Source organism: Agrococcus sp. Marseille-P2731 (genome assembly GCF_900117395.1).
GTDB lineage: Bacteria > Actinomycetota > Actinomycetes > Actinomycetales > Microbacteriaceae > Agrococcus.
In genome coordinates this window covers 658,462-683,407 of record NZ_FPEG01000003.1, presented here as the reverse complement: position 1 = coordinate 683,407, position 24,946 = coordinate 658,462, and the positions used below count along the sequence as shown (strand labels likewise).

The 24,946-nt window shown below is 72.0% G+C and carries 28 protein-coding genes; 12 read left to right on the top strand and 16 right to left on the bottom strand.

Features of this window, described 5'->3' with window-relative positions:
• Positions 1 to 24: 24 nt before the first annotated feature.
• Complete coding sequence (locus tag BQ6202_RS11390) at positions 25 to 1,374, top strand: cryptochrome/photolyase family protein (protein WP_072314552.1); 1,350 nt, start codon at positions 25 to 27, stop codon at positions 1,372 to 1,374.
• 250 nt (positions 1,375 to 1,624) lie between these two features.
• Here BQ6202_RS11390 and BQ6202_RS11385 read toward each other — a convergent pair whose 3' ends face one another.
• Positions 1,625 to 2,758, bottom strand: a complete 1,134-nt coding sequence (locus tag BQ6202_RS11385; RefSeq protein ID WP_083587233.1) for an ABC transporter permease — start codon at positions 2,756 to 2,758, stop codon at positions 1,625 to 1,627.
• Positions 2,755 to 3,636 carry an ABC transporter ATP-binding protein gene (locus tag BQ6202_RS11380; protein WP_072314551.1) on the bottom strand — a complete coding sequence of 294 codons (882 nt, stop codon included), beginning with the start codon at positions 3,634 to 3,636 and terminating at the stop codon, positions 2,755 to 2,757. The genes BQ6202_RS11385 and BQ6202_RS11380 overlap by 4 nt, the downstream gene beginning before the upstream one ends.
• Positions 3,637 to 3,737: 101 nt before the next feature.
• Here BQ6202_RS11380 and BQ6202_RS11375 point away from each other — a divergent pair, with 101 nt between their 5' ends.
• Complete coding sequence (locus tag BQ6202_RS11375; RefSeq protein WP_072314550.1) at positions 3,738 to 4,439, top strand: hypothetical protein; 702 nt, start codon at positions 3,738 to 3,740, stop codon at positions 4,437 to 4,439.
• Here the strand turns inward: BQ6202_RS11375 and BQ6202_RS11370 are convergent.
• Positions 4,426 to 4,776, bottom strand: coding sequence for an ArsR/SmtB family transcription factor (locus BQ6202_RS11370; RefSeq protein WP_072314549.1), 351 nt, complete (start codon positions 4,774 to 4,776; stop codon positions 4,426 to 4,428). The two genes, BQ6202_RS11375 and BQ6202_RS11370, sit on opposite strands and share 14 nt — an antisense overlap.
• Before the next feature lie 301 nt (positions 4,777 to 5,077).
• Between BQ6202_RS11370 and BQ6202_RS11365 the strand changes: the two genes are divergently transcribed.
• Positions 5,078 to 5,500, top strand: a complete 423-nt coding sequence (locus BQ6202_RS11365; RefSeq protein WP_072314548.1) for an arsenate reductase ArsC — start codon at positions 5,078 to 5,080, stop codon at positions 5,498 to 5,500.
• A 228-nt stretch (positions 5,501 to 5,728) separates the two neighbouring features.
• Here BQ6202_RS11365 and BQ6202_RS11360 read toward each other — a convergent pair whose 3' ends face one another.
• From BQ6202_RS11360 to BQ6202_RS11350, 3 genes are read right to left on the bottom strand one after another with little or no spacing between them, the layout of a single operon-like run.
• Positions 5,729 to 6,301 carry a dihydrofolate reductase family protein gene (locus BQ6202_RS11360; protein ID WP_072314547.1) on the bottom strand — a complete coding sequence of 191 codons (573 nt, stop codon included), beginning with the start codon at positions 6,299 to 6,301 and terminating at the stop codon, positions 5,729 to 5,731.
• The gene (locus BQ6202_RS11355) at positions 6,298 to 6,747 is read right to left on the bottom strand and encodes an SRPBCC family protein (protein WP_072314546.1); all 450 of its coding nucleotides are present in this window, start codon (positions 6,745 to 6,747) and stop codon (positions 6,298 to 6,300) included. Before BQ6202_RS11355 ends, BQ6202_RS11360 begins: the two co-directional genes overlap by 4 nt.
• Positions 6,744 to 7,214: an ArsR/SmtB family transcription factor gene (locus BQ6202_RS11350; RefSeq protein ID WP_083587231.1), complete on the bottom strand. Its 471-nt coding sequence runs from the start codon at positions 7,212 to 7,214 to the stop codon at positions 6,744 to 6,746. Before BQ6202_RS11350 ends, BQ6202_RS11355 begins: the two co-directional genes overlap by 4 nt.
• A 334-nt stretch (positions 7,215 to 7,548) precedes the next feature.
• Here BQ6202_RS11350 and BQ6202_RS11345 point away from each other — a divergent pair, with 334 nt between their 5' ends.
• Together BQ6202_RS11345 and BQ6202_RS11340 are read left to right on the top strand one after the other, a co-directional pair.
• The gene (locus BQ6202_RS11345) at positions 7,549 to 8,025 is read left to right on the top strand and encodes a DUF2975 domain-containing protein (protein ID WP_072314545.1); all 477 of its coding nucleotides are present in this window, start codon (positions 7,549 to 7,551) and stop codon (positions 8,023 to 8,025) included.
• Entirely contained in the window at positions 8,025 to 8,231 is a 207-nt protein-coding gene (locus BQ6202_RS11340) for a helix-turn-helix domain-containing protein (RefSeq protein WP_072314544.1), read from the top strand. The genes BQ6202_RS11345 and BQ6202_RS11340 overlap by 1 nt, the downstream gene beginning before the upstream one ends.
• Positions 8,232 to 8,292: 61 nt before the next feature.
• Here the strand turns inward: BQ6202_RS11340 and BQ6202_RS11335 are convergent, their stop codons facing one another.
• Both BQ6202_RS11335 and BQ6202_RS11330 read right to left on the bottom strand, forming a co-directional pair.
• Positions 8,293 to 8,667 (bottom strand): hypothetical protein, encoded by a 375-nt coding sequence (locus BQ6202_RS11335; protein ID WP_072314543.1) that lies wholly within the window; start codon positions 8,665 to 8,667, stop codon positions 8,293 to 8,295.
• 34 nt (positions 8,668 to 8,701) lie between these two features.
• The gene (locus BQ6202_RS11330) at positions 8,702 to 9,472 is read right to left on the bottom strand and encodes a response regulator (protein WP_072314542.1); all 771 of its coding nucleotides are present in this window, start codon (positions 9,470 to 9,472) and stop codon (positions 8,702 to 8,704) included.
• A gap of 168 nt (positions 9,473 to 9,640) precedes the next feature.
• On the opposite strand from BQ6202_RS11330, the gene BQ6202_RS11325 reads away from it, so the two are divergent.
• A complete protein-coding gene (locus BQ6202_RS11325; protein WP_072314541.1) occupies positions 9,641 to 11,725 on the top strand; it encodes a cell wall-binding repeat-containing protein in 2,085 nt (694 codons plus the stop codon).
• Positions 11,726 to 11,757: 32 nt separating this feature from the next.
• Here the strand turns inward: BQ6202_RS11325 and BQ6202_RS11320 are convergent, their stop codons facing one another.
• Both BQ6202_RS11320 and BQ6202_RS11315 read right to left on the bottom strand, forming a co-directional pair.
• A complete protein-coding gene (locus tag BQ6202_RS11320; RefSeq protein ID WP_159433643.1) occupies positions 11,758 to 13,020 on the bottom strand; it encodes an FAD-dependent oxidoreductase in 1,263 nt (420 codons plus the stop codon).
• A gap of 37 nt (positions 13,021 to 13,057) precedes the next feature.
• Positions 13,058 to 14,281 (bottom strand): sensor histidine kinase, encoded by a 1,224-nt coding sequence (locus tag BQ6202_RS11315; protein ID WP_072314539.1) that lies wholly within the window; start codon positions 14,279 to 14,281, stop codon positions 13,058 to 13,060.
• Positions 14,282 to 14,443: 162 nt separating this feature from the next.
• Between BQ6202_RS11315 and BQ6202_RS11310 the strand changes: the two genes are divergently transcribed.
• The 5 genes from BQ6202_RS11310 to BQ6202_RS11290 all read left to right on the top strand — a co-directional run bounded on the left by BQ6202_RS11310 (position 14,444) and on the right by BQ6202_RS11290 (position 18,316).
• Positions 14,444 to 15,211 (top strand): hypothetical protein, encoded by a 768-nt coding sequence (locus tag BQ6202_RS11310; RefSeq protein WP_072314538.1) that lies wholly within the window; start codon positions 14,444 to 14,446, stop codon positions 15,209 to 15,211.
• A gap of 117 nt (positions 15,212 to 15,328) precedes the next feature.
• The gene (locus BQ6202_RS11305; RefSeq protein WP_083587343.1) at positions 15,329 to 16,174 is read left to right on the top strand and encodes an alpha/beta fold hydrolase; all 846 of its coding nucleotides are present in this window, start codon (positions 15,329 to 15,331) and stop codon (positions 16,172 to 16,174) included.
• Between the two features lie 279 nt (positions 16,175 to 16,453).
• Positions 16,454 to 16,843, top strand: coding sequence for a GntR family transcriptional regulator (locus tag BQ6202_RS11300; RefSeq protein WP_072314537.1), 390 nt, complete (start codon positions 16,454 to 16,456; stop codon positions 16,841 to 16,843).
• Positions 16,836 to 17,681: an ABC transporter ATP-binding protein gene (locus BQ6202_RS11295; protein ID WP_072314536.1), complete on the top strand. Its 846-nt coding sequence runs from the start codon at positions 16,836 to 16,838 to the stop codon at positions 17,679 to 17,681. The genes BQ6202_RS11300 and BQ6202_RS11295 overlap by 8 nt, the downstream gene beginning before the upstream one ends.
• The gene (locus BQ6202_RS11290; RefSeq protein ID WP_072314535.1) at positions 17,678 to 18,316 is read left to right on the top strand and encodes an ABC-2 transporter permease; all 639 of its coding nucleotides are present in this window, start codon (positions 17,678 to 17,680) and stop codon (positions 18,314 to 18,316) included. The genes BQ6202_RS11295 and BQ6202_RS11290 overlap by 4 nt, the downstream gene beginning before the upstream one ends.
• 36 nt (positions 18,317 to 18,352) lie before the next feature.
• Here BQ6202_RS11290 and BQ6202_RS11285 read toward each other — a convergent pair whose 3' ends face one another.
• The 6 genes from BQ6202_RS11285 to BQ6202_RS11260 form a co-directional block, all read right to left on the bottom strand.
• Positions 18,353 to 19,219 (bottom strand): alpha/beta fold hydrolase, encoded by an 867-nt coding sequence (locus BQ6202_RS11285; protein ID WP_072314534.1) that lies wholly within the window; start codon positions 19,217 to 19,219, stop codon positions 18,353 to 18,355.
• Positions 19,220 to 19,294: 75 nt separating this feature from the next.
• Positions 19,295 to 19,855, bottom strand: coding sequence for a dihydrofolate reductase family protein (locus BQ6202_RS11280; protein ID WP_072314533.1), 561 nt, complete (start codon positions 19,853 to 19,855; stop codon positions 19,295 to 19,297).
• A gap of 362 nt (positions 19,856 to 20,217) precedes the next feature.
• Positions 20,218 to 21,363 (bottom strand): MFS transporter, encoded by a 1,146-nt coding sequence (locus BQ6202_RS11275; protein ID WP_072314532.1) that lies wholly within the window; start codon positions 21,361 to 21,363, stop codon positions 20,218 to 20,220.
• Between the two features lie 103 nt (positions 21,364 to 21,466).
• Positions 21,467 to 22,297: a MetQ/NlpA family ABC transporter substrate-binding protein gene (locus tag BQ6202_RS11270; protein WP_072314531.1), complete on the bottom strand. Its 831-nt coding sequence runs from the start codon at positions 22,295 to 22,297 to the stop codon at positions 21,467 to 21,469.
• A gap of 96 nt (positions 22,298 to 22,393) precedes the next feature.
• Positions 22,394 to 23,197 carry a methionine ABC transporter permease gene (locus tag BQ6202_RS11265; protein WP_072314530.1) on the bottom strand — a complete coding sequence of 268 codons (804 nt, stop codon included), beginning with the start codon at positions 23,195 to 23,197 and terminating at the stop codon, positions 22,394 to 22,396.
• On the bottom strand, positions 23,194 to 24,195 hold the full coding sequence (locus BQ6202_RS11260; RefSeq protein WP_072314529.1) for a methionine ABC transporter ATP-binding protein: 1,002 nt from the start codon (positions 24,193 to 24,195) through the stop codon (positions 23,194 to 23,196). The genes BQ6202_RS11265 and BQ6202_RS11260 overlap by 4 nt, the downstream gene beginning before the upstream one ends.
• A 186-nt stretch (positions 24,196 to 24,381) precedes the next feature.
• Between BQ6202_RS11260 and BQ6202_RS11255 the strand changes: the two genes are divergently transcribed.
• On the top strand, positions 24,382 to 24,915 hold the full coding sequence (locus BQ6202_RS11255) for a hypothetical protein (protein ID WP_072314528.1): 534 nt from the start codon (positions 24,382 to 24,384) through the stop codon (positions 24,913 to 24,915).
• Positions 24,916 to 24,946 lie beyond the last annotated feature (31 nt).

The following is a 24,946-nucleotide window of genomic DNA, read 5'->3' as shown; positions in this document are numbered from 1 at the left end:
ATGCGGCGCGGGTAGCCTGCCGTCATGCCCGCGCAGATCGTCTGGTTCCGCCGCGACCTGCGGGTGCGCGACCACCCCGCGCTCGTCGCGGCCGCCGAGGCGGGCGAGGTGCTGCCGGTGTTCGTGCTCGACCCGTCCTTCGAGCGCGCGGGCACGGCGCGCACGGCCGCGCTCTTCACGGCGCTGCACGCGCTGCACGCGGCGACCGATGGTGCGCTCGTCGTGCGCTCGGGTCGGCCGGAGGAGGTGATCCCGGCGCTCGTGACCGAGGCGGGCGCGAGCGCCGTGCACGTCTCCGGGGAGACCACGCCGCTCGGGCGCCGCCGCGACCGGGCGGTGGAGCGCGCGCTCGACGTGCCGCTCGTGGCCACCGGCACCCCCTACGCGGTCTCGCCCGGGCGCGTGCTGAAGGGCGATGGCGAGCACTACCGCGTGTTCACGCCCTTCTCGCGGGCATGGCTCGAGCACGGCTGGCGGGCGCCCGCCGAGGCGCCCTCGCCGCGGTGGGTGCGCGGGGTCGAGAGCGAGGCGCTGCCGGCGGTGCCCGAGGTGTCGGCGACGCTCGACTGGGCCGCCGAGGAGCCAGCGCTCGAGCGCTGGGCCGAGTTCCTCGACGGGCCGATCGATGACTACGACGAGCACCGCGACCGCCCCGACCTCGACGACACCTCGCGCATGTCGGTCGCGCTCAAGCTCGGTGCCGTGCACCCGCGCACGCTGCTCGCCGACCTCGACCGCGTCGCGCACTCGCGCAGCGGGGCAGGGCAGCGCTCGATGCTGCGCTACCGCACCGAGCTCGCCTGGCGCGAGTTCTACGCCGACGTGCTGTGGCACCAGCCGCGCTCGGCGTGGCACGACTACAGCGAGCAGCTCGTGACGATGGCCTACGACGAGCCCGACGAGCGCTTCCGCGCCTGGCAGGAGGGCCGCACCGGCTTCCCGATGGTCGACGCGGGCATGCGGCAGCTGCAGGCCGAGGGCTGGATGCACAACCGCCTGCGCATGCTGACCGCGAGCTTCCTGACGAAGGATCTCCACGTCTGGTGGGGCGTCGGCGCCCGGCACTTCCTCGACCTGCTCGCCGACGGCGATCTCGCCTCGAACAACCACGGCTGGCAGTGGACGGCGGGCACGGGCACGGATGCCTCCCCGTACTTCCGGGTCTTCAACCCGATCCTGCAGGGCAAGAAGTTCGACCCCGACGGCGCCTACGTGCGGCGATGGGTGCCGGAGCTGCGGCACCTGCCCGGCGCATCCGCCCATGAGCCCTGGAAGGCCGCCGATGGCTACGAGGGCGGCTACCCGGGGCCGATCGTCGACCACGCCGCCGAGCGGCAGGAGGCGCTCGCGCGCTACGAGGCCGCCCGCCCCTGACCGAGCACCCGCGTGCCCCTACCCGCGTGCCCCTGCCCGCGTGCCCCTGCCCGCGTGCCCCTGACCTCGTGCCTCTGACCTCGCGCCCTCACTCCTCGCACAACGCAAGCCGTCGAGCGCACGCGCCCGGCGATCGCCCGCGACGGGAGCGATCCGGCCCGCTGATCGCTCGCGGGGCTTGCGTTGTGCGAGGGCTCGCGCGGCAGCGGCCCCCGGGCGAGTGCCGGGGGCCGCTGCGGGAGTGCGAGCGCTACTGCTTCAGCGCATCCCGCCACTTCACCATCGAGCCGGTCTTCAGCAGCGAGCGCTCGTAGATCCTCGCGGCGAAGGCGATGACGGCGACCGTGAACGCGATGAGGATCGCGAGCGAGAGGTACGGCTCCCACCACTCCTGCGACTGCAGGTAGACGCGCATCGGCACGGCCACGGGCGCCGAGAAGGGCACGTAGGACATGATCTGCAGCGCCACCGGGTTGTTGTTGAAGATGATCACCGCGATGTAGGGCAGCATCACGAGCATCATCAGCGGGCTCGTCGCCGTGCCGAGATCCTCGGCGCGCGACACGAGCGCGGCCGCCGCAGCATAAAGCGAGGCGAGCATCACGAAGCCGACGGTGAAGAGCACCACGAACCACACGATCGGCATGCCGAGCCCGTCGAGCAGCAGCTGCGAGCCGGTGATGGCTCCGCCGAGCAGCACGACAGCGGCGATCATCAGGATCTGCCCGAAGGCGAGCACCGAGTTGCCGATCACCTTGCCGGCGAGGATGGCGCGGGCGGGGATCGCCGCGAGCATGATCTCGACGATGCGCGACTGCTTCTCCTCGACGACCGACTGCGCGATCGTCTGGCCGAAGGTGATGGCCGACGAGAAGAAGACGATGCCGAAGGCGATGCCGATGAAGTAGGTGAGCAGCGGGTCGGGCGCGTTCGGGTCGAGCAGCTCGACCTCGGGCGTGACGCTCAGCATCTGCACGATCGCCGAGGGGGTCTCGCGGTCGCCGATGACGAGCAGGCCGCTCGCCCCGGTGCCCTGCAGCACGCCCGCGCTGGCCGCGCCGGACTGCACGGCCTGCCGCACCGCATCCGCAGAGCCGAGGGTGTCGACGACGACGCCGTCGAGCCCCTGCAGCGCGGGGGCGAGCGCCGCGATGGTCGCGACCGTGGTGTCCTCGTCGAACAGCTGCGGGCCGACCGACGAGAACAGCACGCCCGCGAGGATCAGCGCGAGCATGATCGCGGTCGAGATGATGAACGACTTCGAGCGCACGCGGATGAGGATCTCGCGCTGGGCGACGATGCCCGTCGCCTGCCAGAAGCCGGTGCGGCCGCGGTGGTTGGCGTGACCGCCGTCAGCGGGGGCGGATGCGGTGGTGGCGCTCATCGGACGACCTCCTGGAAGATCTCGTTCAGCGGGCGGATGGAGGGGGCGAAGCTGCGCACGGTGCCGCGCTCGATCGCGTCGCGGAGCACGCGGTCGGCGGCGTCGGTGCTGTCGGCGGCGAAGCGCACGTGGCCGCCGTCGAACTCGATCACCTCGATGCCGGGGATCGCGCGCACGAAGCCCGCGTCGTCGGTCTCGAGCACCCACTCGGGGCGCGTGTGGGCGGCGCGGATCTCGGCGCGGGTGCCGGCGGCGCGCACCTCGCCGTGGGCGAGGATGACGAGCGAGTCGCACAGGCGCTCGACGACGTCGAGCTGGTGGCTGGAGAAGAGCACCGGGGCGCCGGCGCGCGCCACGTCGCGCAGCACGTCGAGCGTGACCTCGACGGCCATCGGGTCGAGGCCCGAGAAGGGCTCGTCGAGCACGAGCGCCGAGGGATCGTGCACGAGCGCGGCGGCGATCTGCGCGCGCTGCTGGTTGCCGAGGCTGAGCGACTCGAGCGTGTCGTCCTTGCGCTCCCCGAGGCCGAGGCGCTCGAGCAGGTCGTCCGCGCGCTTGGCGGCCGCGGGGGCCGTCACGCCGTGCAGGCGGGCCAGGTAGACGAGCTGCTCGTGCACCTTCATCTTCGGGTAGAGACCGCGCTCCTCGGGCATGTAGCCGAACTGGGCGCGGTCGTCGGCGGTGATGGGGCGGCCGTCCATGCACACCTCGCCGCTGTCGGGCGAGAGCACGCCGAGGAGGATGCGCATGGCGGTGGTCTTGCCGGCACCGTTGGCGCCCACGAAGCCGGTCATCAGGCCGTCGTGCACCTCGAAGGAGATGTCCTTGAGCGCCTGGTGCCCGTTGAAGGAGCGACTGATCGCATGGATGGAGAGCATGCCTCAACGGTAGGGAGCGCGAGTGTCTGGCCGCCTCCGCCTGCGGGTGGGAATCGCGCCTCCCCCTGGCGGGGGAGGGCGCAGCGTGCGAGGCTCGCGGCATGCTCTTCGAGGACCATGAGGACGACGGGCCGATCCCCGATCTGCCGACGATCGACGAGGTGGCGGCCACGTTCCCCGTGCCGCTCGTGACCCTGGTGCCGCAGCCGAGCATCCGCGAGATCGCTGTGAACACGATCTCGTCGTCGTCGATCGACGGCGGGCCGACCCACTGGACGAACGCGTCGATCATGTACGCCGTGGTCAGGAACCCGGCCGACCTCGAGGATCCGGGCAACCACGTCGAGCTCTCGCCCGACCAGGAGGCGGCGCTCGCGAACCCGTCGCCGCGGTTCTCGCCTCACGCCATCGAGCTGATGCGGTGGATGCGGTTCCCGCTCGCGTACGAGGCCGTGCAGACGCACGTGCTCGGGCCCGACGACTCGACGCTGGCCGAGCGGCTCGCGCTGCACATGTGGAACGTGATCGCCAACACCTTCCGCGAGGAGCGGCATCCGGTGCTGTTCGATCCCGACTCCTTCGTGGATCCGCCGTCCGAGCGCGACGCGGTCGCCGCATCCGTCACCGTCGACGGCGTGGAGCTGCCGGCGATCACGATCGACGACGAGCACGTGGTCAGCCTCGGTGTCGAGCTCGACGACGCGATCGCGACGGTGGTGCTCGCGAAGCACCTCCTGCCGCTGGTGCGCGTCGAGCTGATGCGACGACCGCGGCCGGATGGGCCGGGCGTCAGGGCTTCGTGAGCAGCGAGGAGACCTGCTCGAGCGCGTCGGGCACGAGCCGGTAGTAGGCCCAGGTGCCGCGCTTGGAGCGAGTGAGGAAGCCGGCGTCGACGAGCACCTTCATGTGGTGCGAGACCGTCGGCTGCGAGAGCCCGAGCGGCTCGGTGAGGTCGCACACGCAGGCCTCCGCGTCTTCGTGGGCCGCGACCATCGAGAGCAGGCGCAGGCGCGCGGGGTCGGCGAGCGCCTTCAGGGTGCGCGCGAGGCTCGCGGCGTTCTCGGCGCTCATGACCTCGCCCGTGATGGGCGAGCAGCACGCCTGGAGGTCGCGCAGCGGCAGCAGCTCGATGGTGGTCACGGATCGATGATGCCACGCATATTGACAGGCGTCGATGCTTCCCGGCACACTCATCCCATCGACGGCTGTCGATATTCATGTCGATCGATCGATCGATCGATCGACGTCGATCGGATGATGGGGGAGGAGGAGCGATGGACGCGAACACGATCTGCGTCGAGCTGGGCTGCCCGCCCGAGCTCGACGCGCAGTGCTGCCCGCCGGGCTGCTGCTGAGGGGCACGCGGTCGGCCCTGCGCGCGCGGGGTCGGCCCGCGCAGCCCTCCCCACCTGACGACCCCGACCACTCCGAGAGAGATGCCATGAGCGACCACAAGCCCACCGTCCTGTTCGTGTGCGTGCACAACGCCGGCCGATCGCAGATGGCCGCCGGCTACCTGCAGGCGCTCGCCGGCGATCGCATCGACGTGCGCTCCGCGGGCTCCGCGCCGAAGGAGAGCCTGAACCCCGCGGCCGTCGAGGCCATGCGCGAGGAGGGGATCGACATCGCGACGAACGCGCCGAAGCTGCTCACGGTCGACGCGGTGCGGGCGTCGGATGCGGTGATCACCATGGGCTGCGGCGACGCCTGCCCGATCTTCCCCGGCAAGCGCTACGAGGATGGGCAGCTCGACGACCCCGCCGGCCAGAGCGTCGAGGCGGTGCGCGTCATCCGCGACGACATCCGCCGCCGGGTCGAGGCGCTGATCGACGAGCTGCTGCTCGAGCCGTCGCCGTCGCACTGACGCCGCCGCCCTCGCGTCATCCGCGGCGGCCGCCGCCGCCGGGTCGAGGCGCTGATCGACGAGCTGCTGCTGGAGCCGTCGCCGTCGCACTGACGCCGCCGCCCTCGCCCTGCCCCCGCCGCCCGGGGCCGGGGCATCCGTGTGCACGCTGCTGCGGCCGCGAGTGGCGGCAGGCAGCACCTCGGTGCACACGGATGCGCGCGCGAGAGCGCGAGCCCGAGCGCAGCGTCAGCGCGGCGACGCCAGCTCGTACTCCGTGACGACGTGGCCGGAGGGCATGGCGGTCGACGACGTCAGCCGCATGACGCGCTGGTCGAGGCTCGGGGGCGTGAAGCGCAGGCCCTCGCCGATCAGCGCGGGGCAGATCCGCAGGCGCAGCCGCGTGACGAGGCCCGCCTCGAGCAGCGCGCTCGCGAGGCGCAGCGACCCCCAGACGATGACCGAGTCGAACCTGCCCTCGAGGCTCGCGACCGCATCCGCCGCGCTCGGCTCTGGGCGCAGGACCTCGATCTCGCCGTCGCCCCAGGGCGCGCGCTCGAGCGTCGAGGAGACGACGAGCTTCGGGAGCCGCGCGATGGGCTCGGCAACACGCTCGCGGCTCGGGTCGGCGCTCGGCCAGTAGCTCGCGAACATCTCGTACGTGCGGCGGCCCAGCACGATCGCGTCGATCGACTCGAGCATCGCCAGCTGCGCGTCGTCGGTGAGGTCGTCAGGTGGCGCCGTCGCCGCGACGAAGCGCATGCCGCCGTCCGGCTCGGCCGCGAAGCCGTCGGCCGAGACGATCTGCTCGACGGTGATCATGCGCGGGCCAGCGCTGCGTCGAGCTCGGCGAAGGCCTCGCTCCAGCCGGTGTGGATGCTCTCCTCGGTCGCTCGCTCCTCGTCGACACCGGCGAGGTGGAAGGTCATCTCGCAGCGGTCCTCGGGCAGCTCGCGCAGGTCGATCGTGATGAGCATCGCGTCGGCGACGGCGTCGTCAGGGTCGGCCCACGAGAACCGCAGCCGCTCGGGCTCGCGCACCTCGAGGTACTCGCCGCCCGTCGGGTACTCGCTGCCGTCCGGGGCGACCATCAGGTAGCGGTAGGTGCCGCCGACGCGCAGGTCGATCTCGACCGACTCGGGCGGCGTCACGACCTCGTGCGGATGCCACCACTGCGCGGCGATGGCGGGGTCGGTCCACGCGCGCCACAGGGCTGCGCGCGGGGCGTCGAACGCCCGGGTGATCGTGAACTGCTTGGTCGTGCTCATCGGTGCTCCTCGGTGTCGTGCCCGGCTGGTGCGCCGGTGCTGTCGGTGTCGGATGCGTCGGTGTCGGATGCGTCGGTGTCGGATGTGTCGTGGTCGGATGCGGCAAGGTCCGATGCGGCGGAATCGGATGCGCCAGGGCGCGCGGTGAGGGCGGCGAGCGTCTCGTCGAGCCGGTCGAAGCGCTGCTGCCAGGCGGCGCGGTGCTCGGCGACCCAGCGCTCGGCGTCGTCGAGGCCCTCGGGGCGCAGTGCGCAGGAGCGCCACTGGCCCTGGCGCGTGCGCTCGATGAGGCCGGCGTCGTCGAGCACCCGCAGGTGCTGAGAGACGGCGGGCCGGCTGATGGCGAAGGGCTCCGCCAGCTCGCCGACGGTCGCGCTGCCAGCCTCGAGGCGCCCGAGCATCGCGCGTCGCGTCGGATCGGCGAGCGCGAAGAAGATGCGGCTGAGCGGATCGGTCGCGATCGGCATCCCGCACCCCTCTCGTGCGTTAGCACTTGCTTACGCGCTGGTGTGAGCCCATCGTGCGCCTTGGAGAGCGACGTGTCAACCCCTGCCGCGCCGCCGCTCATCCGCTGCCCGGGGCAGCGATGGGGCGAAGTGCTCGCCGGAGCTGCGCTGTGGAGCACTTCCGCCCATACCTGCGGAGCGGTGCGCGGCTAGCGAGGAGCGAGCTGCGAGCTGGGGGCTGGGAGCGGGGAGCGGGAGCGGGGAGTGGTGCGCACACCGCGAGGGCCGTGGTCGAGGTGCGAACGCATGGTATCGTTCTTCGATACTTCAGTATCGAATAGCGATAGGGATCACCATGCAACGAGCTGCCATCATCGGCGCGAAGGTCGTCATCGTCGTCGCGCTGCTGCTCTCGCTGACCGGGCAGGGCTTCTTCGTGCCGCTGCTCGCCGCCGAGGCCGTCCGCGAGATGCCCGAGGCCGCGGGACTGCGCTGGCCGGGCATCATCGGCTGCATCGCGATCATCCTCTGCGTGCAGGTCGCGCTCCTCGTGATGTGGCGGCTGCTCTCGATGGTCGCGCGCGACCGCATCTTCGACGCCCGCGCGTTCGGCCTCGTCGGCATCATGATCGCGTGCGCGCTCGCCGCATCCGCCCTGTTCGCAGTCGCCCTGGTCGTCCTCGCGGTCGCGAGCGCGCTGCCGCCGGTCGTGGCGATCTTCCTCATCATGGGCTTCTTCGGCGCCGCCGGCATCGGCCTGCTGCTCGTGGTGATGCGCGGGCTGCTCACCAAGGCGACCGACCTCGAGCACGAGATGGCCGAGGTGGTCTGATGCCGATCGTGCTCAACCTCGACGTCGAGCTCGCGAAGCGCAAGCTGAGCGTCGCCGAGCTCGCCGAGCAGATCGGCATCACGCCCGCCAATCTGCACGTGCTCAAGAGCGGCCGCGCGAAGGCGGTGCGATTCTCGACGCTCGACGCGATCTGCCGCGTGCTCGAGTGCCAGCCCGGCGACCTGCTGGCCCACGAGCCCGAGTGAAGCGCCGACCTCAGCAGCCCGGTCGCGGCAGCGCGCAGCCCGTGTCGGGCAGGCTGATCGCCTAGAGGCAGGCGTCGACGTAGTGCTCGCTGAGCGCGGTGCCCGCGTCTGCCGCCTCGCCGGAGGAAGCCGCTGCGATCAGCTCGGTCGGCGTCTCGCCGGCCGTCTCGGCCTCGCTGATCGCGGTCAGGTGCGCGCGCCAGGCCTCCCACTCGTCGGCGATGTCGCTCGGCGGCTCGCCCACCGCATCCATCGCCGCGAGCCTGCTGTCGACCTCTGCCGGGCCCGAGCCCCAACCGATGTAGGGGTTGAAGACGTAGTTGCCGGCGGGCTGCTCCCGCAGGGTCTCGCAGTATGCGTCCGAGCCCCCGGAGCATCCCGCGAGCAGCAGCATCGAGGCGGCGGAGAGGGCGATGGCAGCAGTTCGAGCACGCATGCGGTCGAGCCTAGCGAGCACGCGGGCCGCGCCGTCAGCCGTTCGGCGCGACGACGCCCCGCTCGTAGGCCCAGATGACGGCGTGGATGCGGTCGCGGATGCCGAGCTTCAGCAGCACGTTCGACACGTGGGTCTTGACGGTCGCCTCGCCCACGAAGAGCTCCTTCGCGATCTCGGCGTTCGAGCGGCCGCGTGCGAGCAGCAGCAGCGTCTCGCGCTCGCGCTCGGTGAGCTGGGCGAGGGCCGCGTCGGCCGCCGACGCGACGGCTGCCGAGACCGCGGTGCCGGATGCGTCGACGCCGGATGCGTCGACGCCAGGTGCGGCTGCGTCGGATTCGCCTCCGCCGGCACCACCAGCGGAGGCGGCGGTCGGCGCGGCCGCCGGCGCCGCCGCGAAGCGCTCGATGACGCGCCGCGTGACCTCTGGTGAGAGCAGTGCGTCGCCGCGTGCGAGCGCGTGGACCGCGTCGATCAGGTGCTCGGGCTCGGCGGTCTTCAGCAGGAAGCCGGAGGCGCCGGCCGAGAGCGCCTCGAACAGGAAGTCCTCTCGGTCGAAGGTCGTGAGCATGAGCACGGCCGGATGCGTCGAGCCCGCGGTGATGCGGCGAGTGGCCTCGAGGCCGTCCATCACGGGCATCTGCACGTCCATGCAGATCACGTCGGGCTGCAGCTCTGCGGCGAGCGTGACGCCCTCGGCGCCGTCCTTGGCCTGTCCGACCACCTCGAAGCCCGGTTCGCTCGTCAGGATCGTCTCGAAGCCGGCCCGGACGAGGGATTGGTCGTCCACCAGGAGGATGCGCGTCACGGTGTCACGCTACCCGCGGACTCGCGCGAGGCAGCGGTCCACGGGCCCGGGAGCGGCCCGAATCCGGCCGGTCTCAAGCATCACACCGTTATGTTTTCCATATGCTCGCCATAGGTGCGCGCTGCACGTAGCCTGGGGTAGCCCTAACCCTGAACCAAAGGTTGCAGCATGCGCTCGCGCCCTCGCCTCATCGTCGCCGCGGTCGTCACCGCGCTCGTCGGCGCCCTGCTCACCGTGGTCCCGTCGACCGGCTCCGACGGCCAGGCCTCCGCGGCCAACGCGGCGGACTTCGACCCGGGATACCTGATCTCGGATCAGCAGTTCTACGACGGTCGCGCCATGAGCGCCACGCAGGTGCAGACGTTCATCGACGCGAAGCACCCCGGATGCGCGGCCGGGTACCGCTGCCTCGACACCTACGCCCAGCGCACGCCGACGATGCCTGCCGACGCCTACTGCGCCGGCCTCGCCGGACGATCGAGCGAGTCGGCGGCGAGCATCATCGCCCGCGTCGGCCAGGCCTGCAACATCTCGCAGCGCTACCTGCTCGTGCTGCTGCAGAAGGAGCAGTCGCTCGTCACCTCGCGCGCGCCGAGCACCCGCCAGTACACCGCGGCGACCGGCTTCGGCTGCCCCGACACCGCCCCCTGCGACTCGAGCGTCGGCGGATTCTTCTACCAGGTGTACTACGGCGCCCGGCAGTTCCAGCGCTACGCAGCCCACCCCGAGCGCTGGTCGCACCGGGCGGGCGTGACGAACTGGGTGTGGTGGCACCCGAACCAGGCCTGCGGCCGCAGCTCCATCACCATCCGCAACGCCGCGACCGCCGGCCTCTACAACTACACGCCCTACCGCCCGAACGCGGCGGCGCTCGCGAACCTCTACGGCACCGGCAACAGCTGCTCGTCCTACGGCAACCGCAACACCTGGCGCATGTGGAGCGACTGGTTCGGCGACCCGACCCAGACGGTGGTGCAGCTGCCGACCGCCAAGCGCATCTCCGGAACCGACCGCTACCGCACGGCTGTCGCCGTCTCGCGCAGCGAGTTCGGCGCCGGGGTGCCCGTCGTCTACCTCGCGAGCGGCCAGAACTTCCCCGACGGGCTCTCCGCCGGGCCCGCGGCTGCGCACCAGGGCGGCCCGGTGCTGCTGACGCCGCGCGCGGAGCTGCCGAAGCACGTGCTCGACGAGATCGTGCGGCTCCGGCCGCAGCGCGTCGTGATCGTCGGCGATGCCAACTCGGTGTCGGCCGCGGTCGAGACTGCCGTGCGCGGGCTCTGGGGCAGCCGCGGTCCGCTGGCCGGTGCGACGGTGACCGTGGACGAGCTGCCGGCGTCGACCGATGTCGAGCAGACGACCGAGCAGCCGTCCGAGCCCGCCGCCACGACGGAGCCGACGCCCAGCGCGACAGCGGAGCCGACGCCTGCGGACACCGCCGAACCGGTGCCGAGCGAGAGCGCCGAGCCGACCGCATCCGCCGAGGTCGACCCGGCGGAAGCAGTCGCGCCCGCTGGGCCGGATGCCTCGGCCTCGCCCCAGCCGTCTCCGACGGCGACGGCGGGTTCAGCCCCGACATCCGCCAGCGAGTTGGCGCGGTCGCAGGAGACCCTCGCTGCGACGGCTGCCGACCCGGCGAGCCCCGACGCGCAGACGTCGGCGGCGAACCCGGTGCTGCGCCTCGGAGGCAAGGACCGATTCGAGACCAGCCGCATGATCGCCGAGTACGCCTTCCGCTCGGCCTCCTCCGCCTTCTTCGCCACCGGTCTGCGGTTCCCGGACGCGCTCTCCGCGGGGCCTGCTGCCGCGCGCCGCGACGGCCCGGTGCTGCTCGTGGACAACCGCCGCGGCTTCGACGCGCCGACGCGCGCGACGCTGCAGCGGCTGGGCGTGCGCTGGGCGGGCGTGGTCGGCAACGGCTCCTCGGTCTCCGCGCCCATCGCGTCGGGCATCGCCAGCACGGGAGCCACGGTCGTGCGCTACGGCGGCAGCAACCGGTTCGAGACCTCGGTGCGACTCGCGGCCGACTTCGGCGACGTGCGCACGGCATACGTCGTCAGCGGCCAGAACTTCCCGGATGCGCTCGCCGGCGCCGCCGTGGCCGGATCGCAGAACGCTCCGATGCTGCTGACCTCGCGCCACTGCATGCCCGAAGAGGTGCGCACCGCGCTGGTGCGCGCGAAGCCCGAGTCGGTGCTCGTGCTGGGCGGCCCGCCGACGATCTACACGTCGACCCTCCGCTACACGAGCTGCTGAGCAGGCAGCGGCGCTGAGCGGCATCGCTCCGCTCAGCGCCGCTGATCCCGCCCCGGCCCGCCGAGCCTGCGGCGACGCTGGGCCGCGGGTCGCACGTCGGCGTGCTCGGGCAGCAGTCCGATGCCGACGAACCTCGCCGCCAGCCGCCGCACGATGGGCGAGAGCACGCGAAGGCCGACGACGAGCGCGCGGGGCGCGACCCGACCGTCCCGCGGTGTGCGCGTGATCGCCCGGTGACCCATCCGCTGCACGCGCTGCATGACCTGCACCGGGCGCTGCCGCCGTCGCTGCAGGGCGGCGAGCCTCGACTCCGGCACGGCCCCGGCCGCGAGGTCGTCGGCGACGGCGTTGACGAGGGCGACCGCGTCCTGGATCGCGTAGTTCACCCCGACGCCGAACATCGGCGACATCGCATGCGCGGCGTCGCCGATGGCGATGAAGCCGGGGCGATGCCAGCGAGGGAGGCGGTTCAGCTGCACCGACAGCAGCTTCACCTGCTCCCAGTCGACGAGCGCGTCGACCACCGACCCCAGGTGCGGCGCGGCGCCGGCGACCCGGCGGCGGAACGCGTCGAGGCCCGCGTGCTCGATCTGCTCGAAGGCGCCCTTCCGGATGACCATCCCGGCTTGGTAGGAGTCGGTGCGCTCGATGGTGAGCACCATGCCGCGCTCCGAGAGGTAGCCGAGCGTCACCGGCGGCGGGTCCTGGGGCTTCGGCAGGCGGAACCACAGCACGTCGATGGGAGCGCCGAGCTCTCTCGGGGTCAGCCCCGCGTCGGTGCGCAGGGCGGATGCGCGCCCGTCGGCCGCGATCGTCAGCGGGGCACGCAGCTCCAAGGCCCCGTCGGCGCTCGAGACGCGCACGCCGCGCACGGCGCCGCGCTCGACGATCAGGCCCTCGGCGCGGGCTCCCAGCCGCAGCTCGAAGCCGGGCAGCGCCTCGCCCTCGTCCGCGAGGAAGCGCAGGAAGTCCCACTGCGGCGCGAAGACGAGGAAGCGATCGGGCGCCGGCAGCGTGCCGAAGTCCGCGATCGTAACGCGCTCCCCGTCGAGCACCGCATCCATCGTCCGGACGCGGGAGAGCGGCAGCTGCAGGAAGCGCTCGCGCAGGCCCAGCTCGCCCAGCAGCCCGATCGTCGAGGGGTGGATGGTGTCGCCGCGGAAGTCGCGGAAGAAGTCGTCGTGCTTCTCGAGCACCGTCACGCGCAGGCCGGCGCGCGCGAGCAGGTAGCCGGCGACCATGCCGGCCGGCCCGCCACCCGCGATGACGCAGTCACGCTCGATCCGCTGTGGCACCACGTGGTCCTCCGCTCCCGGCTCGCGCCGCCCGGCCCTAGTCGTCGGCGCTCGCGCTGACCGCCGGCACCCGCGCCCGCACGAGCCAGCCGCCGCGCGACCGCGGCCCCACGTCGAGCGTGCCGCCGAGCGCGGAGACGCGCTCGCGCATCCCCATCACGCCGGCACCTGCACCCTGCTCGCCGCTCCCGCCGCCGTGGCCGTCGTCGGCGACCTCGACCTCGAGCTCGTCGGGCAGGTAGCGCACGCGCACGTCGACCTGCGCGATGGGGCCGGCGTGCTTGCGGGCGTTCGTGAGCGCCTCCTGCACGACGCGGAAGCCCGTCAGCCCCACCATCGGCGACACTCGCCGCGCCTCGCCGATCGTGGCGAGGGAGATCCGCTGCCCGGCGGCGCGCGCCTGCTCGACGAGCTCCGGCAGCCGCTCGAGGTCGGGCGTCGCCGCGGTGCCGTCGTCGTCGGCGCGCAGCGTCACCACGAGCGCCCGCAGCTCGCCGATCGCGTCGCGGGCCGACTGCTCGACGTGCCGCAGCGCATCCGCCGCCCGGTCTGCGTCGACGGCCAGCATGCGGCGGGCCGCCCCGGCCTGCACGCCCATCGCCGACACGTGGTGCGCGACCACGTCGTGCAGCTCGCGAGCGATGCGCAGCCGCTCGAGCGAGACCGCCTGCTCGGCCAGCTGCGCCTGCTGCGCCACGATCTCGTCGTGCGCCGCGGCGAGGCGCTCGCGCTCGATGGCGCTCGACCAGGCGCGGTCGCCGAAGACCCAGGCGGCGCCGAAGTAGGCGATGTTGACGATGATCTGGATGATGAGCAGACCGAAGTAGGCCGAGACGCCGCGCTCGCCCGTCTCGGGGTCGAGGAACCCGCGCACCGCGGAGGTCGCGAGCCATCCGGCCATGAAGATCGCGATCGCGACCCGGGCCCAGTGCGCGCGCGTGCGGTTCGGATCCCAGGCGCCGATGGAGTAGAAGCCCATGAACAGCGCCACCTGCGAGGCATAGAGCTCGAGCACGCCGAGCTCGCCCGCCACCATGTAGATGGCGATCTGGCAGGCGGCGACCGCGAGCGGGAAGCGTCGCCGCAGCACCAGCGGCAGCGGCAGCAGGGCCGCCGCGAGCAGCGGCTGCCAGATCGGCGCCTCCAGCGGCTGGAAGCTCGTGCTGAGCGCGACCATGATGCAGCCGGAGAAGGCGAGCGCGATCGCGAGCAGCGTGTCGGCGCGCGTCGACCTCGCGTCAGGAGCGGGGCGCACAGGCATGCGTCGAGCCTAGGCGCGCGGCGTCGGCGGTCGCCTCCATCCCGAGGCGGGCGGATGCGCGGTGCGCCTCCGTCGGGCGGGGGAGCGCGGCGCGCGCATGGGCTCCTGCCGGGCGGGTGCGGTAGCGTCCTCGGGCCTGTTGCCCACACGAGGAGTCGCGCCATGCCCACCCTGCCCACGGACATCCCGCGATCGTTCGCAGCCACAGCCGCGCGCGCCTCAGCGCGGCGTCGGGTCGCTCCGGCGCTGGCGGCGCTCGCGACCGCGGCGCTCGTGCTGACCGGCTGTGGCGGCGCCGGTGAGCCGGCCGAGTCGGGCGTCGCGACCGACCCGGCCGCGACGGAGCCCGCCGCGACCGAGCCCGCGCCGACGACCGACGAGGGTGAGGCGCCTGCGGGTGCCGACGCATCCGCCACCTCGTTCGAGACGCAGACGGGCACCATGACGGTGCAGCTGCCCGCGGGCGCGGGTGTCGAGGATGCGAGCGCCGAGAACCCGGCAGAGGGCGCGAGCTGGTTCAACGACGTGCGCTTCACGCTCGAGTCGGGCGTGCAGCTGGTCTACCGCGACGGCATGACGGTGCAGCAGAGCGCGGCCTCGGGCGAGTTCGAGATCGTCGAGGAGCGGACGATCGACGGCGACGTGACGGCGATCGCGATGTGGATCGCGGAGAGCGGCGGCTACGTCCCCTACGTGTTCATCGGGATGCTCGGCGACGACGGGGCGCCGATGCTGCTCTTCCAGACGAGCGACGAGGATCGCGCGCGCGGCTTCCTGATGCTGCACGACGGCGAGCAGCCCTCGCCCGTCGTGCTCGAGTCGGCCGACGAGGCGCGCGCCTACCTGGAGGATGCCCCTGCGGTGCAGGAGGCGCTGAGCGTGATGGAGACGATCGAGCTGCACGACGTGCCGGCCGACACCATGCCGTGAGCCCGGCGCTGCTGAGCCTGGGAGCGCGCTCCGGGGTGCTGTGCCTGGGCTAGGCATCAGCCGGATGCGGTGCCAGGTGCGCGGATTAGCGTGGCGGTGATCATCGAGGAGGCACGCATGACTGAGATCGCCGTCAACAAGCGGATGCTGGGACTGAAGGACGTGCAGGTGCACGTCGAGGAGCGCGGTGAGGGGCGCCCGGTGGTGCTGATCCACGGTTGGCCGCTCTCCGGCGCGTCGTGGGAGCCGCAGCTCGGCCCGCTCGCCGCCGGGGGCTACCGCGCCATCGCCTACGACCGGCGCGGGTTCGGGCAGAGCGACAAGCCGAAGACCGGCTACGGCTACGACACGCTCGCCGACGACCTCGCCGGCCTGCTCGAGGCGCTCGACCTGCGCGACGTCACGCTCGTCGGCTTCTCGATGGGTGGCGGCGAGGTCGCGCGCTACATCGCCCGGCACGGCCAGGAGCGGCTGCGGAGCGTCGTGTTCGCAGCAGCGGTGCCGCCGCACATGATGCAGACGCCCGGCAATCCGGACGGCCCGCTCACCGCGAGCAAGGCGGCCGAGATGACGGCGCAGCTGACCGCTGACCGCGACGGCTTCTTCGACCAGTTCACGAAGGACTTCTACTCGGCGAACGCCGACGGCACGGTGCTCGTCAGCGAGTCCGAGCGGCAGCGCTCGATAGCGCTGTGCCACCAGTCCGATCAGCTCGCGGCGCTCGAGGCGATGCAGTCCTTCGGCCTCACCGACTTCACCGACGACCTCGCGCAGATCACGGTGCCGACGCTCGTGCTGCACGGCGACGCCGACGGCATCGTGCCCTTCGAGGGGTCTGGCGCGCGCACGCACGCGGCGGTCGCCGGCAGCGAGGTCGTGCTGCTGCCCGGAGCCCCGCACGGCTGCAACCTGAGCCACGCCGAGGGCTTCAACGCGGCGCTGCTGGAGTTCCTGCGGCGCTGACACTGCCCACGCTGAGGGCCCGGCCTCGTCGCTCGCGACGGGCCGGGCCCTCTTCGTCGTGCATCGGCGTCAACAGGGCTGAGCGCCCCGCGCGCGGGCGGATGCGCGGAGGATTCCGCTCTGTGCGGTGCTCCGGGTGGATAGTGCGCTCGTGCGCCCGCTGACGCCCGAATCCTCCGGCGCGCCCGTGCACCCTGCGCCTCCGACGTGCGACTGTTATGGTGTTCATGTACAGTGATCGGTCAGTGCCGAGCATGACGGCAGGGTGAGGGGAAGCGGATGCGCATCGTGATCTCGACGAGCAGCGCTGAGCCGATCTATCAGCAGATCAAGCAGCAGGCGACGTCGGCGATCCTGTCCGGCGCCGTCGCGCCCGGAGCCACGCTGCCGTCGCTGCGGCAGCTCGCGGCAGACCTGCGGGTGAGCGTCATCACCGTCACTCGCGCGTACAACGACCTCGTGGCCGCCGGGCTCGTGAGGAACGAGCACGGGCGCGGCTTCGTCGTGCTCGAGGTCGACCCCTCGGTCGCCGCTCGCGGGCTCGACGAGCGGTTCACGGCAGCGCTGCAGTCGCTCTGCACGACGGGGAGAGAGGCTCGCATGACCATCGACGACATCCACCGACGCCTCGATGAGGCGTGGAACGAGGCACGGAGGCAGCATGACTGACCAGCTGGTCCAGGTCACCGATCTGCGCATCGCACGACCGCAGTTCGACGTCCGCGACATCACGTTCACCATCCCGCGGGGCACCGTCGTGGGTCTCGTCGGCCCGAACGGCGCGGGCAAGACGACGATCATCCGGGCGCTCCTCGGGCTGCTGCCGTCGAGCAGCGGCCGCATCGCCGTGCTCGGCGAGGCGCCCGGTGCGCGCGCGGCGCTCGCGCGCATCGGCGTCGTGCTCGATCTGCCCACGGCGGCCGCCGACTGGCGAGTGCGCTCGATCGGCCGTCGCCTCTCGCCCTTCTACCCCCAGTGGAATCACGATGCGTTCGGCGCGCTGCTCGCTCGCCTCGGGGTGCCGCGCGACCAGCGGGTCGGCGAGCTCTCGCGCGGCCAGGGCGTGAAGCTCAGCCTGGCCGCCGCGCTGGCGCAGCGACCCGAGCTCCTCATCCTCGATGAGCCCTCGAGCGGCCTCGACCCCGCATCACGGCGCGAGATCAACGACGTGATCAGGGAGTTCATGATCGACCCGCAGCACTCGACGCTGCTCTCCACGCACATCACCGCCGACCTCGAGGGTCTCGCCGACGACCTGTTCGTGCTGGTCGGCGGACGGATCGCCCATCGGGGCCCGCTGCCGGATGCGAAGGAGGAGTTCGCGATGGCGCGCGGCTCGGGCGCTGCCCCCGATGGCGTCCTCGGCGCAGAGCAGACCGGCGACCGGTGGTCGGCGCTCATCCGCACGAGCGACTCGGCCGGCTTCGGGCCGGAGGTCGTCATCGACGAGGCCACCATCGACGACATCATCATCCATCTCTCTGCGCACGAGGAGGCAGCAGCATGACGCTCGCATTCACCCGCCTCGACCTGCTGTCGTGGTGCTTCCGCACGCAGACGCTGCTGCCGCTCGCGCTCATCGTCGTGGTCGGCGTCGCGCTCCCCATCCCCGGGATGGCGATCGTCGCATCCGCCTTCGTCACCTCGCTCGTCCTCTCGGTGCCGTTCCTCGGCGACGAGCGCGATCGCCTCGACACGCTCTACGGCGTGCTGCCGGTCTCGCGTCGCGCGATCGTCGTCGGTCGAGCGGCCTCCCTCCTGATCTACGGGGCGGCGGCAGCGCTCGTCGCTCTCGCGGCGACCCTCGGCATCACGGCGGTCCGGGGCACCGAGCCGGCGCCTGAGCTGCTGATCGTAGCCGCTGCGGGCGCGTTCGCGTTCGTGGGCATCGCGATGGCGGTGCAGCTGCCGGTGCTCTTCCGCGTGGGCTACTCGAGAGGGCGGCTGATCGTCTATGCGCCGGCGCTCGTGATCGCCGCCGCGGCGTGGGTCGCGCAGGCCACCGGCAACGTCAGCACGGATGCGATCCTCGCCGTGCCGCTGGAGTGGATCGTCGCCGCCTGCGCTGCGATCGGCGTCATCGGCATCGTGGTCGGCGTCGCCATCGCCGCTCGGCTGTATGCGAGGCGCGAGATCCGCTAGTCGCGGGCTCGCCGCGGTTGCGCGGTCAGCTGTCCCTCACCGCTGCGCGAGCACCTCGCGCAGCTTCGCGGCGAAGGCCTCTGGCTGGCCCGCGTAGCCGAACTCGCCGCCCATGAAGCCGCCGTGGTGGCTCGGGAAGACGGTGACCTGCTGGCCGAGGCGCTCCGCGAGCGCGATGGCGGTGCGGCCGGTGTAGACCTTCGTCGACTCCTCGCCGACCGCGACCACGATCCGCGTCGGCGACGCCTGCAGCGCCTCGAAGTCCGGCTCGTAGAGGCACACCGCCCACGATCGCTTCGAGAGCAGCGGGTCGTCTCGCGCGCCGTCGTCCTCGGTGGGCATGCCGAACGCGGCGGGGTCTGGCCACGGCTGCGCCAGGTGCTCCTCGGTGACCTCGCCCTCCCACGAGGTCATCGCGATGAACGCGGCCATGCCGGCGCCCCAGCCCTCGTCCTCATAGACCTGCGTGTAGGACGCGCGCGCCCGCTGCACGGCCTCCGCATCCGGCAGCACGCAGTCGATCGGCGGCTCGTGCGCGACGAGTGTGGCCACGTCATGCGGATGCGCAGTCACGAGCGCGAGGGCAGTGACCGCGCCGCCGCTGCTCGCGAGCAGGTCGACGGCGCCGGCGCCGAGCGCCTCGATGAGCGCGTGGACGTCCTCGGCCTGCGTCTCGGGCTCGTTCGTCACGCCGCCGTCCTTGCGCGTGCTGCGACCGATCCCGCGTGGGTCGTAGGTCACGACCGTGCGGTCCTCGAACAGCTTGACCTGCGCGTCGAACCCGCTCGCATCCATCGGCTGGCCGATCATGACGAGGGGCGGCAGACCGCCCGCCGGCGGCAGCGGGCCGTGGACGTCGTAGACCAGATCGACCTCCGGCAGCTCGAGCTTGCGTTGCGTCATGGGCGGCCTCCTCCATCGGAACCGATCTGACGGGATCCTATGGCGCTCGAGGGCGTACGGCGAGCCCTGCGCTGCTCAGGCCCGCGACGCCAGGCGATAGCGCACGTTCACCTCGGAGGACGAGCCGTCGTCGCCGACGCGGTCGAGGTGCACGGGCGCATAGCCCGGCTTGTCGTAGAGCCGGATGCCGTCGCCGAGGAGCACCGGCGAGATGTGCAGGTCGATCTCGTCGATGAGGCCCAGCTCGAGCAGCTGCCGGCCGACGGTCGGGGAGTGCACCTCGACGTTCTTGCCGCCCGCCGCGTCGCGCGTGATGCGCACCGCCTCGGCCGGCTCGCACGTCAGGAACGTGACGCCCTCGGCCGGCTCCGCATCCTCGGGATGATGGGTGAGCACGAAGATCGGGCCCTCCCAGTCGCCGTAGGGGCGGGCGCCGCTCGCGGCAGCCATGTCCCATCCGGTGCGACCGCCGAGCACGGCGCCGAGGGTCGCGACGTACTCGTCGATGAGCGTGTCGCGGTTCGTTCCGATCATCCAGTCCATCTCGTGGTCTGGGCCTGCGACGAAGCCGTCGAGCGAGGTCGCGAAGTGCCACAGCACCTTGCCCTCGGGCGTCTGCGGGGTGGTGTCGAGCATCGGATCTCCTGTCGCTGGGCTCGGATGGCCGTGGCGAGGCCCGTGCGAATGCCGGGCGTCATGGCAGCGACGGTATGGCGGATGCGGTCCCGTGCACAGGGCCGATCTGCCGCGCCCGGGATGGCGCGGAGGTCGACCGGGTTCGCGGCCGCCGAGCGGTCGGGCTCATCGGGCCGGTCGCCTGGTGGGGAGGGGGCCGGGCGGTCACGGTGCGGGCGCACGTCGCGCCGCCTCGTCGCGCTGCGGCTGCGCCGCTTCCCGGCGGGCTCCCGGAAAGATTCGCTCGCTCCGGTCCTCCGCGTGGATAATCCACTCGGAGGACCGGAGAGACGGAAGCTTTCCGGGTTCCTGCAGCGCCGAGGTCAGCGCCCTGGCCGCCCGAAGGCAAGCATGGCCGCGGCGGCGACGAGCCAGCCGATGCCCGAGCCCGCGAGCAGCAGCAGCGGCTCGAAGCCGGCGAGGGCGCCTGCGATCGCCGTGCCGGTGGCGCTCGCGGCAGTGCGCAGCGCCGAGCCGACGGTGAAGACCTGGGCGACCACCGCATCCGGGCTCTCGGTGCGGCGCAGGAGCAGCATCGCCGCGGTCGGCGCTGCCGTGCAGAGGCCCGAGAGGCCGACGAGCGCCGCCGTCCAGGCGAAGCCGAGGTCGAGGGCCGCCGCGAGGGTCGCCAATCCCGTGAGCGCGAAGCCGATGAGCATCGTCGCCTGGGGCGAGAGCACCTGGCGCCGCAGCGGCTCGATCGCCGCGCCGATCAGGGCACCGATCGCGAAGGCGGTCACGATCACGGCGCTGGAGGTGGCGTCGCCGGTGGTGGCGAGCGCGATGCCGATGGCGGCGATCGGCATGATGCCGCGGGCCAGCTCGGCGAGGGTGCCGGAGGTGGTGACGACCGCGAGGCGGCGAATCGTCGTGAGCGCGACGATGCCGGCCGCCATCGATCGCAGCAAGCCAGTGCGCTCCCCCTCGCGCGGCGGCATCGCCAGCAGCGGGTAGGCGACGAGCGAGATCAGCGCGACCGCGGCCATCGCGACGAGCGCCGTGCGCGGGCCGAGCGTCGGGGCGAGCACCGCGACCGCGGCGGGGCCGGCCACGCCGCTGACGTTGTAGCTGAGGGCGTCGAGGGCGTAGGCGCGGCGGGCGTCAGAGCCCGGCTGCGCGACGAAGCTCGAGAGCCCGCCGAAGCCGAAGGGCGTGAGCAGGCCGCTGATCGCCAGCGCGATGGCGACCAGCCAGACCGGCAGCGGATCGAGCGCGGCGGCCATGGCGAAGGCGACCGCGGTGCCCGCGGCCGCGGCCATCATGAAGTCGCGCGGCCGCCGGGCGCGGTCGAGCACGGCGCCCACGAGCGGCGCCGCGACGATGCCCGGCAGCAGCGCGATGGCGACGAGCGCTGCGCCGAGGGCCACATCACCCGTCGTCTCGACGACGAGGATCGGGATCGCGATCTGCGTGCCGCTGCTCGCGGTGCGGATCGGCACCGAGGCCGCGAGCTGGCGGATGGCGCTCACGCGCGCACCGCCGCATCCGTCGATGCGCGCGCCAGACGAGGGCCTGCGCTCGAGCCGGTGAGGGCTCGGGCGCAGGCCCTCGACGGTGATGCCTGGGTGTGCGTCAGTTCTCCACCGGCACGATCAGTCCGCTCCACGTCTCCAGCATGTACTCCTGCGTCTCCTCCGACGTCAGCAGCTCATACAGCGCCGTCACGCGCGGGTCGCTCTCGAGCTCGGGCGTCGTGGCCAGGATGTTGAAGTAGTTGGAGTCGTTGCTCTCCATCAGGATCGCCTGGTCGCTCGTCAGCCCTGCGGGCAGCGCGAACGATGCGGTCACGAAGACGGCGTCGTTGTCGGGGATCGCGAGCGGCAGCGTGGCGTTCTCGACCTCGGTGAACTCGAAGCTCTGCGGGTTCGAGGTGATGCCGTCGAGGTTCGTGGTGCCCTCGGCGATCTCGATCAGGCCCTCGGCCGCGAGGATCTCGAGCGCGCGGCCCTCGTTGGTCGGGTCGTTCGGGATGGCGATCGTGGCGCCGTCCTCGAGCTCGTCGAGCGAGGTGAGCGACTCGGAGTAGTAGGCGGCCGCCGGCAGGTAGACCTCGCCGGCCGAGACGAGCGAGCCGCCGGCCTGCGAGTTGTAGGTCTCCATGAACGTCGAGTTCTGGAAGAGGTTGGCCTCGGTCGAGCCGTCCGTGAGCGCCGGGTTCGGCGTGTTGTAGTCGGTGAACTCGACCCACTCGATGTCGAGCCCGGCCTCCTCGGCCAGGTTCTCGTCGACCCAGGTCAGCAGGTCGCCGGCCGGCACGGGCAGCGCGCCGACGCGGATCGTGCCGAGCGAGCCGTCCTCGGGCGTCTCGGCGGCGGGCGCGCCCGACGAGCAGGCGGCGAGGGTCAGGGCGGCGACGCCCGCGACGACGGTGGTCGCGACGCGACGCTTGGCAGTGCTGGTCATGGTGCTTCCTTCGGTGGTGTGGGGGTCGGATGCGCGGGGCGGTGCGAGCGCGGGCGCGGTCAGCGGTGTCGAGGACGCGTCATCATGCGGCCTGGATCACTGCGTGCCCGGCGGCACGGTCGTGGACCGCGTGGTCGTGAGATCCGCATCCAGGTTGGCCTGCGCATCCGCCACCGCACGCTTCGTGCCGCGCTTGTTCGGCACGGCACCGAGCCGCTTGGCGGCGAAGGTGAGCGTCCACTGGATGGCCTGCACGAGCACGAAGAGGATGACGACGACGAAGACGATGTGCAGCACGCTGTAGCGCTGCATGCCGTAGGTGAGGGCGACGTTGCCGAGGCCGCCGCCGCCGACCACGCCGACCATCGCCGAGAAGTTGATGATCGAGGTGATGGTGGTGGCGGTGCCGAGCAGGATCGCCGGCCACGCCTGCGGCAGCAGCACGCGGCGCACGAGCAGCCAGCGCGAGGCGCCGAGCGAGTCGGCCGCCTCGAACAGGCCCGGGTCGACCTCGCGCACCGCGATCTCGACGACGCGCACGAAGAACGGGATGGCGACGAGCGTGAGCGGCACGATCGCGGGTCCGGTGCCGATGAACGAGCCGAGCAGCCAGCGCGTGACGGGGATGAGCGCGATCATCAGCACGATGAACGGCACCGAGCGGCCGAGGTTGACGATGAAGCCGAGCACGGCGTTGACGACGCGGCCGAGCCAGCGCTGCCCGAGCGGCGCCTCGAGGAACCGCCCCTGCTCCGTGCCGACCAGGATGATGCCGAGCGGCAGACCGACGACGAAGGTGATGGCCATGGCGATCGCCACCATGTAGATGGTCTCCCACGTGCCCTCGGCGAGCACGTCGAAGAGGTTTGACCAGAAGTCGGGGGAGTTGACGTCGATCATGCGTGCACCTCGCGTCCGTTGACCTCCCAGGCGGTGACGCCCTGCGCGGTGAGGGTGTCGATGACCCTGAGGGCGGTGGATGCGTCGCCGGGCACGGCGAGGCGGGTGCGGCCGGCCTGGCGGCCTCCGATCGTCTCGAGCGCGGCGCCGAGGATCGAGACGTCGAGCCCGAAGTCGCGGCTCAGCTGCGCGATGACGGGGCGGTCGGCGCTGAGGCCCGTGTAGGTGACGTCGATGATGCGGTGGTTCGGGATGTAGTGGGCCTCGCCGACCGGGAAGAGCTCGGCGGCGACGCGGCTGCCGGGCGTGCGGATGAGGTCGTCGAGGGCACCCTGCTCGATGACGCGGCCGTGCTCCATGAGGGCGGCGGCGTCGCAGATGCGCTTGACGACATCCATCTCGTGGGTGATGAGCAGCACGGTGAGGCCGAGCTCGCGGCTGAGGCGCTGGATGAGCTCGAGGATCGAGCGGGTCGTCTCGGGGTCGAGGGCGCTCGTGGCCTCGTCGCTCAGCAGCACGTCGGGGCCGGAGGCGAGCGCGCGGGCGATGCCGACGCGCTGGCGCTGGCCGCCGGAGAGCTGGCCGGGGCGGTCGTCGGCGCGGTGCGCGAGCCCGACGAAGTCGAGCATCTCGAGCGCCTTGGGCCGCAGCTCGCGGCGGGGCGTGCCGACGGCCTCGAGCGCGAACTCGACGTTCTGCGCCACGGTGCGGTTGCCGACCAGGTTGAAGTGCTGGAAGACCATGCCGATCTTGTGGCGCTCCTTGAGCAGCGCCTTGCCCTCGAGCGCGGTGACCTCGACGCCGTTCACGGTGACGCGCCCGCTGTCGGGCCGCTCGAGTGCGTTGACGGTGCGCAGCAGCGTGGACTTGCCGGCGCCCGACTGCCCCACGACACCGAAGATCTGCCCCTTGGCGACCTCGATGCTGACGTCGTCGAGGGCGACGACGGCGTCTGGGCCGTCGCCGAAGCGGCGGCTGACGTGCTCGATCGAGATCATGGGGGCTCCAAAGGCGGGCGCGGCCGACGCCCTGCATGGTGGCTGGTGCAGCTCGTCGCCGACGACGAGCTATCAGACAGTGTCTCGCGGATGCGGTGCGGGCGCGAGCATGTGACGTCGCGTGACGGATCGACCGCAACCCGAGGGAACTTTGGTTTCTGATGTGGGAGCTGGGAAGCTGCGGACGTGATTCTCTACCAACGCTTCGAGCGAACCCAAGTCAATGACGACGAGCGGTCGGAACTCGCGGACGTTGACCGGATCGCGACTTCTCTCCGGGGCTTCCTTGAGGGAGCCACTGCGCGGCTGATGGAAGGCCATGTACACGGGGCGCAGAGCTCGGCAATTCAGGCGTTGATCGCAGAGCACCTTGAGCAGCTGGGCGGGTTCACGCCGGAGAGCAACGTGTTAGTTGGACCGGCGCTGACGCTTCGGCCTCGCGCTGACTTCTACGCATCGTTGGGCGTCAGTCGGGGCATTGTTGTTGAGGTCGAGCGCGGGGGCACCACGACCAACAACCACGACCTGAAAGACGTGTGGAAGACGCACCTTGCAGAGAACGCGCATCATCTGTTTCTCGTCGTGCCTCAGGTGAACTTCCGCGCCGACGGTTCGCCCCGTGAGCGACCGTACGCCGCGGTCGTGCGGCGGCTCTCTGCCTTTTTCGGCGATCCGCGTCGAGAAGTCGACATCGTGAGCGCGCATCTGTTCGGGTACTGACCGTTCCGAGGCGCTCGGCTTTCGATTGGAC